General features: G+C 39.6%; 14 protein-coding genes. 6 read left to right on the top strand and 8 right to left on the bottom strand.

The genetic code is table 11. The annotated features are described in order from the left end of the window. Positions 1–229 precede the first annotated feature (229 nt). From FTU79_RS08590 to FTU79_RS08610, 5 genes are all read left to right on the top strand, one after another. Positions 230–1,678, top strand: a complete 1,449-nt coding sequence (locus FTU79_RS08590) for an aspartate ammonia-lyase (protein WP_180049650.1) — start codon at positions 230–232, stop codon at positions 1,676–1,678. A 317-nt stretch (positions 1,679–1,995) separates the two neighbouring features. Beyond that, the gene (locus FTU79_RS08595; protein ID WP_180022141.1) at positions 1,996–2,352 is read left to right on the top strand and encodes a hypothetical protein; all 357 of its coding nucleotides are present in this window, start codon (positions 1,996–1,998) and stop codon (positions 2,350–2,352) included. 179 nt (positions 2,353–2,531) lie between these two features. Then, entirely contained in the window at positions 2,532–5,999 is a 3,468-nt protein-coding gene (mfd, locus tag FTU79_RS08600; RefSeq protein WP_180049674.1) for a transcription-repair coupling factor, read from the top strand. A 223-nt stretch (positions 6,000–6,222) separates the two neighbouring features. After that, entirely contained in the window at positions 6,223–6,657 is a 435-nt protein-coding gene (locus FTU79_RS08605; protein ID WP_067762788.1) for an HIT domain-containing protein, read from the top strand. Positions 6,658–6,718: 61 nt separating this feature from the next. Further along, positions 6,719–8,185, top strand: coding sequence for an adenylate/guanylate cyclase domain-containing protein (locus FTU79_RS08610; RefSeq protein WP_180049653.1), 1,467 nt, complete (start codon positions 6,719–6,721; stop codon positions 8,183–8,185). A gap of 174 nt (positions 8,186–8,359) precedes the next feature. Here the strand turns inward: FTU79_RS08610 and fdx are convergent, their stop codons facing one another. The 8 genes from fdx to FTU79_RS08650 form a co-directional block, all read right to left on the bottom strand. Then, positions 8,360–8,698, bottom strand: coding sequence for an ISC system 2Fe-2S type ferredoxin (gene fdx / locus FTU79_RS08615; RefSeq protein ID WP_078193483.1), 339 nt, complete (start codon positions 8,696–8,698; stop codon positions 8,360–8,362). Positions 8,699–8,715: 17 nt separating this feature from the next. Further along, positions 8,716–10,575, bottom strand: a complete 1,860-nt coding sequence (hscA, locus tag FTU79_RS08620; RefSeq protein ID WP_180049655.1) for a Fe-S protein assembly chaperone HscA — start codon at positions 10,573–10,575, stop codon at positions 8,716–8,718. A gap of 39 nt (positions 10,576–10,614) precedes the next feature. Beyond that, on the bottom strand, positions 10,615–11,130 hold the full coding sequence (hscB, locus tag FTU79_RS08625) for a Fe-S protein assembly co-chaperone HscB (protein WP_078188669.1): 516 nt from the start codon (positions 11,128–11,130) through the stop codon (positions 10,615–10,617). 104 nt (positions 11,131–11,234) lie between these two features. Next, entirely contained in the window at positions 11,235–11,555 is a 321-nt protein-coding gene (iscA, locus tag FTU79_RS08630) for an iron-sulfur cluster assembly protein IscA (protein ID WP_078188668.1), read from the bottom strand. 37 nt (positions 11,556–11,592) lie between these two features. Beyond that, the gene (iscU, locus tag FTU79_RS08635; protein ID WP_078188667.1) at positions 11,593–11,979 is read right to left on the bottom strand and encodes a Fe-S cluster assembly scaffold IscU; all 387 of its coding nucleotides are present in this window, start codon (positions 11,977–11,979) and stop codon (positions 11,593–11,595) included. 104 nt (positions 11,980–12,083) lie between these two features. After that, a complete protein-coding gene (locus tag FTU79_RS08640) occupies positions 12,084–13,301 on the bottom strand; it encodes an IscS subfamily cysteine desulfurase (RefSeq protein WP_078188666.1) in 1,218 nt (405 codons plus the stop codon). Between the two features lies 1 nt (position 13,302). After that, a complete protein-coding gene (locus FTU79_RS08645; protein ID WP_078188665.1) occupies positions 13,303–13,776 on the bottom strand; it encodes an Rrf2 family transcriptional regulator in 474 nt (157 codons plus the stop codon). A 112-nt stretch (positions 13,777–13,888) separates the two neighbouring features. Further along, on the bottom strand, positions 13,889–14,536 hold the full coding sequence (locus FTU79_RS08650) for a hypothetical protein (RefSeq protein WP_180022144.1): 648 nt from the start codon (positions 14,534–14,536) through the stop codon (positions 13,889–13,891). Positions 14,537–14,743: 207 nt separating this feature from the next. On the opposite strand from FTU79_RS08650, the gene FTU79_RS08655 reads away from it, so the two are divergent. Further along, positions 14,744–15,214 (top strand): phasin family protein, encoded by a 471-nt coding sequence (locus FTU79_RS08655; protein WP_180049657.1) that lies wholly within the window; start codon positions 14,744–14,746, stop codon positions 15,212–15,214. The last annotated feature ends 86 nt before the right edge of the window (positions 15,215–15,300 follow it).

The raw sequence follows: 15,300 nt of genomic DNA on the forward strand, positions 1-15,300 counted from the left end.
TACAGAAGGGAATTTAAATTTTGAAATATAAATCTACTTAAGACTTTTCATCACAAAAAGAGAACTAATGAAATTAGGTAAAAATTACACAATGTTACATGGTGAACAAGAAATGTGCATTTGAAATATTTGGTTGCAAATGTGCATCACATCATCTGTAGTGAGATGATTTGAACAGGTCGAATATGAGGTATGCACAGTCTTGGTGCGTAATTAGAGGGAATGCGCAGTGACAACGGTTCAAATGGAAAAAACGAGAATAGAGCATGATTTATTGGGGGATAAAGCAGTCCCGCAGTCATGTTATTACGGTATACATACATTGCGTGCCATCGAAAACTTTCAAATATCAAAGCAGCATGTCGGACAAAATTTAAACTTTGTACGCGCTATTGCTCAGGTAAAAAAAGCGTCAGCAGAAACCAATTATCAATTTAACTTAATACAAGATGATATTCGCCAAGCGATTCAGCAGGCCTGCGATGCATTGATTGATCATCCAGAACATTGGCAGCCTGCATTTCCAATTGATATTTATCAAGGTGGAGCAGGCACTTCTATTAACATGAATGCCAATGAAGTCATTGCCAATATTGCCCTTGAGTCGCTCGGAGATGCTAAAGGCAGTTATCAACGGATTCATCCAAACGATCATGTTAATAAGTCACAATCCACCAATGATGTCTATCCAACAGCGCTGCGTCTAGCAACATTTAGCGCTTTTGATGCTTTATTTGTGGTTTTAAATCAGCTAATTGGAAGCTTACATATTAAAGCCGATGAGTTTAAACATGTAATCAAAATGGGGCGTACACAGTTACAAGATGCTGTTCCGATGACTTTGGGGCAAGAATTCCGTGCATTTGCAACATTATTAAAAGAAGATTTGAAGTTAATTGAGCAAAATCGACAGCTTCTATTGGAAATTAATTTAGGTGCGACGGCAATTGGCACTGGCGTGAATTCTCCTGCGGGTTATGCAGCGAAGGCCGTTGAAAATCTAGCTCATTTGACCGGTCTAAAATTGCAAGGTGCAGAAGACTATGTCGAAGCAACCAGCGATTGTGGCGTATTTATTTTATTATCGAGTTGCTTAAAACGTTTAGCTGTCAAACTTTCTAAAATTTGTAATGACTTACGTCTTTTAAGTTCAGGGCCACGAACAGGTTTAGCGGAAATTCGTTTACCTGAGTTACAAGCAGGTTCGTCGATCATGCCTGCAAAGGTCAATCCTGTGATCCCTGAAGTGGTCAACCAAATTGCATTTCGAGTAATGGGGAATGATTTAACCATTACTTTGGCCGCAGAAGCGGGGCAATTACAATTAAATGTCATGGAGCCGGTGATTGCATTGTCCATGAATGAATCAATTGAGCTTTTGGTGAATGCGGTGAAAACTTTAGACAGCAAATGTATTCAAGGGATTCAGGCAAATGAGCAAGCGTGTTTTGATGCTGTGATGCGTAGTGTAGGTATTGTGACCTTACTCGATCCATATTTAGGTCATGCAAAATGTGATGAAATCGGCAAGCAATGTATTGCCGAAAATAAAACCATTCGCCAAGTGGTTTTAGAGCAAGAGCTGTTAACTGTAAGTCAATTGGATGAAATTTTCTCGATTGAAAATTTAGTTTCTGAAGTGACACCATTTAGTATGCCACTCGCTCAAGTGAGTTAAATGCTTATTTAAGACTTTTAAATAGCCCCATGATGAGTAAATGACGAAGGTTAATCCTTCGTTTTTTATTTGAAGAAATTAGTGGTAAATCTAGAAAACTAATCTGATGGCAGTGATGTTTTAGATTTCTAAAAGAAAGTATTAGGTTGAGAATAAAACGCTATATTTGCTTAGGATTGTAATTATTGTTCTATATATAGTCATGAAGGTTTGGATGAAAAATTTAGTGCATAGATAAAGTCAGAAAAGCTTTAACTTGCCCAAAAAAGGATGTAATCGAAGTACAATAGGTTTTTTATCATGTTGTAGATAGTCAGATGTTTAATAAGTTAGTCGATTTATTCAAAGGCGCTAAAGAGTCGCCTGAGCAACTTTACTTAGAACAATACCACATTCAATATGATGAAACTCAGGGCTATATCATTGAAGGCGTAGTTTTAAATACTTTGTCTGAACGTATGGAATATTTGTCGAATAGAAAAATGACAAATTTCGATGATTTAAAACAGCTCTATGCGACTGCAATGATTATCAATGAAAAAATAGACTTGGAAATTGCAAATCAACGCTTTGTTGCACGATTAGGCAATACTGAAGAAAATCTGTTGCAATTTAAACATTATGTCAAACTATTGAATGATTATTATCGTCAATTCATCCGTGATCGTAAGTAAGTGAATGGACTGCAGTGTTTGAGTTTGATGGGTGCGTTAAGGGTACTCATCAATAGAAAATACAATCACAAATCCACATTGGTTAAAACACTGTATATAGTTGCTTAAATCTCGGAATGTAAAAAGCATCGTGTTAATATGATCACCAAGTGATTAAAACATTAAAAGCTATTTACATCATGTTCCAGCAAGAAATTTCACAACTCAATCTTAAACAGCTTAAAGCTGGCGAAAAGCGGTGGGTCGGAAACTTACAAGGCTCATCTGCTGCATTATTATTTAAAGAAATTAGCAAACAATCCAAACAGTTGTTTGTGATTGTTGCACGTAATAATCAGCATCTCGGGCAGTTAGAAAGTGAGCTGGAATTTTACGGAATTAAGCCAACTATTTTCCCAGATTGGGAAATTTTACCTTATGACCGGCTGTCGCCACATCAAGACATTGTTTCTGAACGCTTGGCGATTTTGTCCAATATGCCACAGCAAGGTGTGTTGTTGGTTTCAGCAACAACTTTAGCGCAGCGAGTTGCACCGGCATCTTGGGTATTAGGTGAACACTTTGATATTAAAGTGGGTCAAAAATTTGATATCGAACAACAAAAATTAAGATTAGTACAAGCGGGCTATCACTTGGTGGATACCGTTTATGATCATGGTGAATTTGCAGTACGCGGTAGCATCATGGATATTTACGCTTCGGGACAAAGTTCACCGATTCGTGTTGACTTATTTGATGATGAAATCGATACCCTCAAATTCTTTGATCCTGAAACTCAGCGAACCACCCAAAACTTAGATCATTTTACGGTTTTACCTGCAAAAGAATTTCCATTAAAAGAAGCGCGGTCACTGTTTCGTGATCGATATGCGGAAAATTTTCCGACGGCAAATCCAAAGAAAAATCCAATTTATCAGGATGTACAAGATGGTATAGCTTCACCGGGTATTGAGTTTTATTTTCCGTTGTTCTTCTCTGAACAAGCCATGAAAGAGCAAAGTACGCTATTTTCGTACTTACCAGAGAGTGGCATTGTCATTACAGATAAAGCTATTGATGACACATTGATTCAGTTTTGGTCGGATATTGTGCGTCGTTATGAAGACCGCCGTCATAATGTCGACCAACCGATTTTGCCGCCAGAGCAGATTTTCCTACAACCAAATCAGGTTTTAGAACAATTAAATCTCTGCCGTCGTATTGTGGCTTCGCCTGAGGCTTTTGATGAACGCAATGGCGTGATCAATCTTGCAGCTGAGATTCCACCCCGATTACCTGTCGATCCAAAACGTGAAAAACCATTTTCTGCGGTTAAGCAGTATATCGATGCGGCAAATTATCCGGTACTTTTAGTGGCTGAAAGCGCTGGTCGACGTGAAACTTTAAAAGATGCATTGCGTCCAAGTTTGGGTGATATCCCGACGGTCGAAAGTTTTAATGATTTTATGCATTCTATGCATGCGATTGCGATCACCAATGCGCCCTTAGATCGTGGTTTATTGTTAACTGACAAGCTCAGTGTAATTTCTGAAAATCAGCTTTATGAACACCGTGTGGTTCAACGTCGTCGTAAACGCCAACAGGAAGTATCAGAAGAGTTCCTAGTTCGTAGTTTAACCGAGCTAAGTATTGGCGCACCAGTGGTTCATATTGATTATGGTGTGGGGCGATATGCAGGTTTAATTACCTTGAGTATCGATGAGCAAGACCATGAATTTTTGCAGTTAGACTATGCCGATGCAGCCAAAGTGTATGTCCCTGTGACAAACCTGCATTTAATTAGCCGATATAGCGGTGGTGACCCAGATCTAGCACCATTACATAAATTGGGCACAGATGCATGGTCTAAAGCCAAACGCAAGGCTTTAGAGCAGATCCATGATGTGGCGGCAGAACTTTTACATATTCAAGCCCGTCGTCACTCGAAGCCGGGTTATGGATTTGAACTGGATCAAAGTCTGTATATGCAGTTTGCCAGTGGCTTCGCCTATGAAGAAACTTTAGACCAAGCCAATGCTATTGAAGCGACACTGTATGACATGCAACAAGCGAAGCCGATGGATCGCTTGGTTTGTGGTGATGTCGGTTTTGGTAAAACAGAAGTGGCCATGCGTGCTGCATTTGTGGCAGTACAAAATAACAAACAAGTGGCTGTACTTGTGCCAACCACGTTGTTGGCGCAGCAGCACTACGAGTCTTTCAAAGACCGTTTTGCGGACTGGCCTGTACGTATTGAAGTCCTTTCACGCTTTGGTTCATCAAAATCACATACCAAAACCATTGAAGACCTCGCAGAAGGCAAAGTGGATATTGTGATTGGCACACATAAAATCTTGCAGGAAAGTGTGCAATTTAAAAATCTCGGCCTCATGATCGTGGATGAAGAGCACCGTTTTGGTGTACGTGATAAAGAGAGAATTAAAGCCTTACGTGCCGATGTTGATATGCTAACGCTAACTGCAACGCCTATTCCACGTACGCTGAATATGGCTTTTAGTGGTATGCGTGATCTATCTATTATTGCAACGCCACCTGCCCGTCGTCTTGCTGTGAAAACTTTTGTGCAAGAACACACTGGGGATTCGATTAAAGAAGCCATCTTGCGTGAACTATTACGTGGCGGGCAAGTGTATTTCTTACACAATGAAGTCGAGACCATTGAACGTACGGCAGAAACTCTACGTGAATTGGTTCCTGAAGCCCGAGTTGCGGTAGCACATGGTCAAATGCGTGAGCGTGAGCTAGAGCAAATCATGCAGCAGTTCTATCACAAAGAATATAACGTGCTGGTGTGTTCAACCATTATTGAAACTGGGATTGACGTGCCAAACGCCAATACCATTTTGATTGAGCGTGCAGATAAACTGGGACTTGCGCAGTTGCACCAATTACGTGGTCGTGTCGGTCGATCGCACCATCAAGCATACGCCTATTTACTTGTACCTTCGCTCAAAGGCTTAAAGGGTGATGCTGAAAAACGCCTAGATGCCATTTCTCGTGCATCGACTTTGGGTGCGGGCTTCATGTTGGCTACAGAAGACTTAGAAATTCGTGGCGCAGGTGAGTTGCTGGGTGAACAGCAAAGTGGCTCAATGCAAACCATCGGTTATAGCCTGTATATGGAAATGCTTGAAAAAGCCACCAAAGCCATTCAAAAAGGTAAAACGCCTAACTTTGACTCTCCATTGTCATTAACGGCTGAAATTAGCATGCACATGCCAGCCTTAATTCCAGATGATTATTTAGGTGATGTACATCAACGGTTATTGTTCTATAAACGCATTAGTAATACGGATACTCAAGAGAAACTCGATAACATTCGTATGGAGTTAATTGATCGTTTCGGCTTGCCGCCGCAAGCAGTCAAGCAATTATTCTCTGTCCATCAGTTGCGTTTAAAAGCGGAACAATTGGGTATCACAAAAATTGATATCAGCTCACATGGCGGCAGTATTGAGTTCTCGCCAGATACACCAGTTCAAGCCATATCGATCATTCAAATGATGCAAAAGCATCCGACTTTCTTCCGAATGGAAGGTGGACAGCGTCTAAAAGTGATGGTCATGCTCGAAGAATATGACAAACGCATTCAATTTATAAATGACTTATTAGACAGTTTGCTGAAGGAATTGGCGCCAAATCAATAGATTTGGCGTATAAATTGCTTGTTTATAATGAGTAGATTTTCATGCGTGTTTTTTATATAGAAGAAACGCTTGATTTTTTTGAAAAATTTATTAGAGTCATAAGCACGCAACGTTTTATTCAAATGCAGTTTATTTGTAATGAAACGTTCTGTACAGAATATTCACACCCATAAGGATGTGATAGTATTAGCCATCATTCTAATTTTGCATCATTTATAAAGATATGTTTAGTTTACATCCACAACTTGCTCAAGATACGTTTTATGTAGGCGACTTTCCTCTGTCAACATGTCGTTTGATGAATGATATGCAATTCCCGTGGCTTATTTTGATTCCACGTGTTCCGGGAATTACAGAGCTTTATGAATTAAGTCAGGCAGACCAAGAGCAGTTTTTACGTGAGTCAAGCTGGTTATCAAGCCAATTGTCACGTGTATTCCGTGCAGACAAAATGAATGTAGCTGCATTGGGTAATATGGTTCCACAATTACATTTTCATCATGTTGTTCGTTATCAAAATGATGTGGCTTGGCCGAAACCAGTTTGGGGTACGCCAGCAGTTCCTTATAACAATGATGTCTTGGCACACATGCGCCAAACACTGATGCTTGCACTACGTGGTCAAGGTGATATGCCTTTTGATTGGCGTATGGACTAATCCCGATTTACGGACAATATCAGGATAGTAGAAGAATGAGTGTCCGTATGGGGGCGATCGAGTGCCGTTAGACAATTTAATCAGCAAAGAGCCTAAACAGTTTGAATATTTTCATCGTTTGATGGGATATATCATGCTGTCTTTGGTGATTATTGTCTATCATTACACTCAGCCAGATACGCAATATCAAATCTATATTCCTGCATTTTTATTTTTTCTGATTTTAGTCGTTCCTAAGTTTTCTCATTGGTTAATTTATCGATATAGCAATCAAGTTAAGCGTAATGTGCTTTTTCTGATCGATATCATCGTTATTGCTGTACTGATGTCTGCAGTACATTTAAGCCTTGTTTTAACTTTTCTTGCGGTCTTTGCGCTGCTATATACAACCATTTATAACAAAATCAATTTCTTAATGATGTCCTTGGCCGGGATTGTAGGCGTCACTGTATTTTATTTATGTAATATTTATGTCTTTGGTTTTCAAGAATATTTTGAGTCAACCAGCAGTGAGTTAACCGTTCTAGGTTTTTTGTGCCTTATTACGTATTTCAGTGTGGGGACGTTTTATCAACATACCCAAGTTCAGTCTTTAAGCAATAAAAAGAACCATTATTATGATCAGATGAATCGTTATATGGAATTCGCTAATCAATTGAGTCGCTATGCGCCTATGCAACTTTGGCAATCGATTATGAAAGGTGAGTCTGAAGCTAAAATCGAATATAAACGTAAAAAACTCACGATTTTCTTTTCAGATATCCAAGGGTTCACAGAACTTTCTGAAACATTAATCCCAGACGATTTAGCATTTCTACTCAATGACTATTTGAGCCATATGACAGAGATTGCCAAACAGTATGAAGCGACTGTCGATAAGTTTATGGGGGATGCAATTCTAATCTTCTTTGGTGATCCACATAGCCAAGGCGTAGAGCAGGATGCAAAAACCTGTTTAGAGATGGCAATGGTCATGCGTCAGCAAATGAAGTTGCTGCGTGAACGCTGGATTAAAATGGGTTATCCGCCGCTACACATTCGTATGGGTATTTCTACCGGGTATTGCCACGTTGGGAACTATGGTGCAGCTCACCGTATGGCATATACCATCGTGGGGCGTGATGCGAATTTGGCTGCACGATTGCAAAGTGCGGCCGAAGTCGATGAAATTTTGATTTCAGATGACACGCATCATTTAGTGAAAAATGACTATTTATGTGCGCCCAAAGCACCGATCTTCTTAAAAGGTATCAAAGGCCCAGTACGTACTTGGCAAGTGATGGAAAAATACACCTCACAGAAAACAGATTATCAACGTTGGTTCGATTACGAATATAAAGGCTTTAATCTATTGTTGAACTTAGATGAGGTACAAAACTTTGAATATCCTGAACTAATACATGTTTTAGAACGTATGATTAAACGCTTACAAATTCAGCAAAAAATGACCAACTCTGCTGGTATCGTAAAACTGAATTTAGAAGACGAAGTGATCGAAGAAGTCAAAAAAACTGAATCTCACTCTTAATTTCACATATACATTATAAAAATTAGATCTAATCGTATTGCCTTAAATTGTAAAAATAACTCAATTCATTCTTTTATCAAAACGTCTTCTTTTTTTGAATTCTTGAATAGATTTATGCATAAAAAAGCCAGTTACGATGAACTGGCTTTTTGATTATAGAAAATTATCTATAAATTAATGATTTTCTGAAGCATGGTTGATGGTGTATTTAGGAATTTCAATTTCCAAATCTTCATCTTCAATTTTTACTTGGCATGACAGACGAGAGTCTGGTTCTAACCCCCAAGCACGATCGAGAAGATCTGCTTCGACATCATCCATTTCATCTAGACCATCAAAACCTTTACGTACAACCACATGGCAAGTGGTGCATGCTTTAGACATGTCGCATGCATGCTCAATTTTGATGCCGTTTTTTAACATGCTTTCGCAAAGGTTAGCATTTGATTCGACTTCAAACTCAGCGCCGTTTGGGCAGATTGTTGCGTGAGGCAGTACTTTAATACGTGGCATAATCTTGACCTATTAAATTAATTTGAGTTTGACCAGTCATCGAGTTTTGTGCCTTTCAGTGCGGCATCAATGTGCTGATTCATACGAGCTGCAGCAAATGCATCGCTATGTATTTTAAGCTGTTCTACAGCATGTTCAATAGCTTTGATATCTGTCGTTTCAAGTGCAGCATCTAAAACTGTGCGTGCAGCGGTGAGGGAACTGTGTTGCTCTTGGCTGAGAAGCTGAGCATCTACTTTAAGTGCTTGATCAAGTGCTTCAAGTTCACGTTTTGCTTCCACTTTGGTTTCTTGAAGATGGCGTAAATTTTTGTCTTCTTCAGCAAACTTATAACCATCAATCAGTAAGCGTTCAGTGTCGGCATCAGATAAACCATAAGAAGGTTTAATGTCAATTTGGGCATGCACACCAGAAGTGGTTTCTTTGGCAGACACCGTGAGTAAACCATCTGCGTCAACTTGGAAAGTCACTTCAATGCGTGCTTGACCCGCAGTCATCGGTGGAATACCACGAAGAACGAAACGACCTAGACTACGGCAATGTTCAACTAGATCACGTTCACCTTGTACAACATGAATCAACATCGCTGTTTGACCATCTTGATAGGTTGTGAATTCTTGGCGACGAGCCACTGGAATAGCTGTATTACGCGAAATAAGGCGCTCAACCAAACCGCCCATGGTTTCTAAACCTAAAGAAAGCGGTGTGACGTCTAAAAGCAATGAACCATCTTTAGAGTTACCAATAAGCTGGTTCGCTGTAATCGACGCGCCAATGGCCACAACTTCATCAGGGTTAATAGTGCAGAGCGGTTCTTGATTGAAGACATCTTGAACAGCTTTTTGTACAGCATACGAGCGGGTAGAACCACCGACCAATACCACATTTTGAATATCGCTGAGTTCAAGCTTGGCATCACGCATGACACGTTTACAAACGCTGATAGTTTTATCCAAAGCAACTTTGATGATTGATTCAAAAGTAGGGCGGTCTAAAGTCAATGATTGATCAAGAACTTTAAGCTCTACAGATTCAGCCTCGGTTAGAGCTTCTTTTGCTTTACGAGCAGAAACGATGAAATGGGCATATTCAGCGTCATCTAAAGTTTCAATATTCAGTTGTTTTTTTGCCCATTTTACAATCAGGCGGTCTAAGTCATCACCACCAAGCGCCGTGTGGCCACCAGTTGCTAGAACTTCAAAAACACCTTGAGAGAAACGTAAAATTGAAACGTCAAAGGTGCCGCCACCTAGATCATAGATCACATAGTTTTGATCATGTGCAAGATTGGTGTCTTGGTCTAAGCCATAAGCCACTGCCGCAGCAGTCGGTTCATTTAAAAGACGGAGTACATTTAAGCCTGCAAGCTGTGCTGCATCACGCGTTGCTTGACGCTGTGCTTCATCAAAATAGGCAGGTACAGTAATGACAGCACCATTTACTGGATTGTTTAAGCTGCTTTCTGCACGGTCTTTAAGTTGTTTTAAAATTTCTGCAGAAATTTCAACTGGTGTTTTACGACCTTGTGCAGTTTCAAAAGCAGGCATTTCATTCGCTTCACCGACTAAGTTGTACGGGTGTTGGAATTTAATATCTGCCTTAGAGCGACCCATAAAGCGTTTTACAGAAACGATAGTATTTTTAGGATCAGTCGTTAAGAATGTCTTTGCGTCGTCACCATATTGCGTAGTGGATTCGTCATAGTGTGCAATAGAAGGGAGTAACACACGACCATGTTCATCGTTAAGCACTTTCGCTTTACCAGAAAGTACCGTGGCTACTAAAGAGTGTGTAGTCCCAAGATCGATACCAATTGCGATGCGGTGTTCATGCGGCGCACTTGATTGACCAGGTTCTGCAATTTGCAAGAGAGCCATGTGTGTTACATCCTTTGAACGTCAAATATAAAAAATAAATTAAAAATCATCGTCTAAATCAAAGCTATCGTCGTCTAAGAAGCGATCTTCAGCTTTATCGATGTCAGCCATTACTTTTTGGAAGAAGCGTAATTTACGTACGGTATCACGTGCTTCAGCCCAGTCTTCGTCGTCATAATCAATCTTGAATTCACGAACCAAACCGTCAATCCATTGCTGAACTTCAGTTTTAAGTGAAGTGAGGTCATCAGCAGAGCCTGCCTCATCTAACTGTTCACGAATTTCTAAGGCATCTTGTAGGAACTCAAAATCACTAATTGATTGATCAAGGTGATAATCTTGTTTTTTAAGACTTAAAAGATATGCAGCGCGGCTATCAACATTGGATAAAGCTTTAAATGCTTGATTAATCTCACTGGATTTAATCAGGGCTAGATCTTTGTCTTCAGCTTTATCTGGATGATATTGTTGCTGCAACTTTAAAAATTCAGATTTTAAAACTGCTAAATCAATATCGAGTGCTACAGGTAAGTTAAACAACTCAAAATGATTCATGGGAGATGGTGTCCGCAATAGAGGTGCAAAAAGTGTTGCTTTAAATGCAATTAAAACAGTGAATTTTACACTGTTTTAATGCGAAAAAGGAGTGTGGAAAAGGCTTAAACCGTAAACGATTCGCCGCAGCCACATTCGCCTTTTTTATTTGGGTTATTAAATTCAAAACCTTCGTTTAATCCATTTTTCACATAGTCCATCTCCATACCTTCGAGATAAACTAAGCTTTTTGGGTCAACGAATACTTTTACGCCAAACTGATCGAATACTTGGTCATGCGTGTCAATATCATCGACAAACTCAAGTACATAAGCTAAACCAGAACAGCCAGAAGTTTTCACGCCAACGCGAATGCCTTCACCCTTACCGCGATTCTTGATGTAATTGCTGATATGAGTTGCAGCATTTTCAGTTAAATGAATCATGAAAACTCCGTTAATCTTTTTTAAAACACGTAAACAATTAAGCTTTTACTTTCTTGCTACGGTAGTCTTCTACAGCAGCTTTGATTGCATCTTCAGCAAGTACAGAGCAGTGTACTTTTACTGGTGGAAGTGCAAGTTCAGTTGCAATATCAATGTTCTTAATTGCTTGAGCTTCATCAAGAGTTTTGCCTTTTAGCCACTCTGTTACTAATGAGCTAGATGCAATTGCTGAACCACAACCGTAAGTTTTGAAGCGAGCTTCTTCAATTACGCCATTGTCATCAACTTGAATCTGTAGACGCATAACATCGCCACAAGCTGGTGCACCGACCATACCTGTACCAACGTTTTCTGCATTTTTGTCTAAAACACCAACATTACGAGGGTTTTCGTAATGATCAATTACTTTTTCGCTATAAGCCATGACGCTTCTCCAAACCTCGGGGTCAGCCTTAAGATTAATATGGGGGTGAAATTACGTTAATCAATGAGATAGCCTTAAAATAAAAGCTATCTCACCGGGATGAATTAGTGTTCAGCCCATTCTACAGAATTAAGGTCGATACCTTCTTTGTACATATCCCAAAGCGGTGAAAGATCACGTAGTTTTTCAACTGCTGCTTTGGTAATTTCAAGTACATGGTCAATATCGGCTTCAGTGGTGTATTTACCAAAGCTGAAACGAATCGAGCTGTGAGCCAGTTCGTCTGAAAGACCCAATGCACGAAGTACATAAGATGGTTCTAAAGTTGCTGATGTACATGCAGAACCAGAAGATACTGCGCAATCTTTAAGTGCCATCATTAACGATTCACCTTCAACAAAGTTAAAGCTGACGTTTAGATAGTTTGCAACGTTGTATTCTGGGTGACCGTTCAGGAAGACTTGTTCAAGACCTTGCAAGCCATTCCAAAGTTTGTCACGAAGTACACGAATACGAGTTTGTTCGGCATGTAGGTTTTTGCCTGCAAGTTCGAACGCTTCGCCCATACCCACGATTTGGTGAGTCGCTAGCGTACCTGAACGCATACCACGTTCATGACCGCCACCGTGCATTTGCGCTTTAATACGTACACGTGGTTGACGACGTACATAAAGAGCACCAATACCTTTAGGACCATAGATTTTGTGGCCAGAGAAACTCATCAAATCAACTTTCATAGTTGAAAGATCAATTTCTACTTTACCAGCAGCTTGCGCAGCATCTACGTGGAAATAAGTTTTGTTTGCACGAGTCAATTCACCGATTGCAGCTACATCTGTAGTTGTACCGATTTCATTGTTCACCATCATCAAAGATACAAGAATCGTATCTGGACGAAGGGCCGCTTGAACCATTTCAGGTGTAATTAAACCTGTTTTTGCTTCTGGCTCAAGATAAGTAATTTCGAAGCCTTCTTCTTCAAGCTCGCGGCAAGTATCAAGAATTGCTTTATGTTCAATTTTACTTGTAATAATGTGCTTGCCTTTAGATGCATAGAACTGAGCAATACCTTTAAGCGCAAGGTTGTCAGACTCAGTTGCACCAGACGTCCAAACGATTTCGCGTGGATCAGCTTTTACTAGATTAGCAACTTGTTCACGTGCATATTCTACTTTTTCTTCTGCCTGCCAGCCGTAAGCATGAGAACGAGAAGCTGCATTACCAAAAGTACCGTCAAACGTTAGACATTCCATCATACGTTCTGCGACTTGAGGGTCTACAGGTGTAGTTGCTGCATAGTCAAGATAAATAGGACGCTTCATGTCAAATACCTGTAACCGATAAAAGGGCTGAATCAAAGTTTGCTGAATTTTGACGAATAGATACGGTTTGAACGTTATCGCGTGCTACAAGGTCAGCAAGGGTGATTTTTGCAAGATAATCGGCAATGTGGTGGGAGAGTTCCTGCCATAAATCGTGAGTCAAGCACATTGCACCATTTTGGCAGTTGCCTTTGTGGTCACAACGGGTTGCATCAACTGTTTCATTTACAGCTTCAATAATTTCCAAAACAGTGATGTCTTCAGCACTACGAGCTAGGTGATAACCACCGTTTGCTCCACGGATGCTGGAAACTAAGCCGTGACGCTTTAATTTTGCAAATAACTGCTCAAGATAGGCCACTGAAATGGTTTGACGAGCTGCAATTTCTGCAAGAGTGATCGTTTGTTCAGTTGGCTGCAAAGCTAGATCAAGTAGAGCAGTCACTGCGTAGCGACCGCGAGTTGTTAAGCGCATGATTCGATACACATGTTAAGTCTAGATGTGCAGATTTTATGAATCCTGACTAAAATAGTCAAGTTTTTTTGAGATTGTTTATTTGTTTTATTTTGTCTGAAAAATTATATATTTATTTGAACCACACATTATACACTAATAACGTTATTAAAAGAACAGATATTAGACTAAAAGCGAAATTAATCCGCTTTTGACGGCGTTCGATACGCTTAATACGGTTTTTGTATTGTTTAACTTCAACTTGCAGTGTGTTGATTTTAGAGCGTTGCTGTTCAATTTTTTCTAAAAGTGGGGCAATACGTTTTTTAGACGCAACGATATCGTTTTCTTCGACAGGTTCAGACAGCCAGTGTTTCCAGTCAGATAAAATTTTCGGCACACTAAATGATGAAACCAGATCGCGAAATTCATCTTTCAGAACCACATCACCATCGATCCGCATGGTTTTGATGCTTTTACGATTACCAAATACAAAAATTTTCACCAAATCCATTAATGTCGTGCGGACATCAAGGTCGATGGCTTTATCTGGAGATTTCGTGTCGAACAGAATACCGTGCTCAGTAAACTGAACATAAAAGTCAAAATAAGGGATGTAGCTATTTATTTTCAGTGCGACTTTTTGATCAACAAATTTTTTAGCTTGTAATGCTACAACACGGTCATGTTTTAAAATGAAAGTAAAAATCGTTTCTAAAACAATCAGGGTCATAGTAAGCAACAAATGTGGTTGAGCTTGTGTTTGTTGCGTATCACTCATAAAAAAAATGTCCTTGTTAAAATCTGAAAGCACTGGAAACTGAGCATCCTGCTCTAGAGGAACTTAGAATATACCAAAAAGTTGGTAATTCACCAGCTTTGTAGAACAGTTTAATCAATCTATCAAGTCATATGTTTGCTATTATGTTGTTAAAATGAAGAATCACATGTTGCTGTGCACATAAAATAATCAGGAGAAGTGCGGATTATGGAAAATACAGAAAGCATAATTGACGATGCACAAGAAACATCAGAAAAGCCGGCTAAAACTCGCGTACGTAGTCATTCTGACCGTCGCTCTAAAATGGATTTTCGCAAATATACCAAACAGATTTGGTTGGCTGGATTAGGTGCTTTTTCACGTGCTGAGGGTGAAGGAAATAAGCTTTTTGACTCTTTAGTCAAAGTTGGAGAGGAGCTTGAGTCCAAAACGATTGATATTGCAGATCAAACTGTCGAAAAAGTTTCAGAAAAAGCCAAAGAATCTGTAACTGATACGAAAGATAAAGTAGAAAAAATTTTAGATAATGGTGTTAATCATTCTTTAAACCGTTTAGGATTGGTGACTGTAAAGGATTTACAGCACGTAGAAAGGCTTATACTTCAATTACATACTAAAGTTGACCTATTGGCCGAAGAAAATGCCCAACTGAGGGCCGAAATACTAAAAAAACACTAACTTTTTTACTATTATCGAATTTTCAAGGTTTTTTTCGTCAAAAAATTCTATAAAAAGAGGTTGAGGAGTATTGCGTTTAACCCTAA

Origin of the sequence: Acinetobacter sp. YH12144, assembly GCF_013418345.1 — a bacterium.
GTDB lineage: Bacteria > Pseudomonadota > Gammaproteobacteria > Pseudomonadales > Moraxellaceae > Acinetobacter > Acinetobacter amyesii.

Coding starts and splice junctions, on each gene's coding strand:
- fdx (WP_078193483.1), bottom strand. CDS start 8,698: ATGCCACGTATTAAAGTACTGCCTCACGCAACAATCTGCCCAAACGGC.
- FTU79_RS08605 (WP_067762788.1), top strand. CDS start 6,223: ATGTTTAGTTTACATCCACAACTTGCTCAAGATACGTTTTATGTAGGC.
- FTU79_RS08640 (WP_078188666.1), bottom strand. CDS start 13,301: ATGAAGCGTCCTATTTATCTTGACTATGCAGCAACTACACCTGTAGAC.
- FTU79_RS08655 (WP_180049657.1), top strand. CDS start 14,744: ATGGAAAATACAGAAAGCATAATTGACGATGCACAAGAAACATCAGAA.
- iscA (WP_078188668.1), bottom strand. CDS start 11,555: ATGATTCATTTAACTGAAAATGCTGCAACTCATATCAGCAATTACATC.
- FTU79_RS08595 (WP_180022141.1), top strand. CDS start 1,996: ATGTTTAATAAGTTAGTCGATTTATTCAAAGGCGCTAAAGAGTCGCCT.
- mfd (WP_180049674.1), top strand. CDS start 2,532: ATGTTCCAGCAAGAAATTTCACAACTCAATCTTAAACAGCTTAAAGCT.
- hscB (WP_078188669.1), bottom strand. CDS start 11,130: ATGAATCATTTTGAGTTGTTTAACTTACCTGTAGCACTCGATATTGAT.
- iscU (WP_078188667.1), bottom strand. CDS start 11,979: ATGGCTTATAGCGAAAAAGTAATTGATCATTACGAAAACCCTCGTAAT.
- FTU79_RS08650 (WP_180022144.1), bottom strand. CDS start 14,536: ATGAGTGATACGCAACAAACACAAGCTCAACCACATTTGTTGCTTACT.
- hscA (WP_180049655.1), bottom strand. CDS start 10,575: ATGGCTCTCTTGCAAATTGCAGAACCTGGTCAATCAAGTGCGCCGCAT.
- FTU79_RS08645 (WP_078188665.1), bottom strand. CDS start 13,776: ATGCGCTTAACAACTCGCGGTCGCTACGCAGTGACTGCTCTACTTGAT.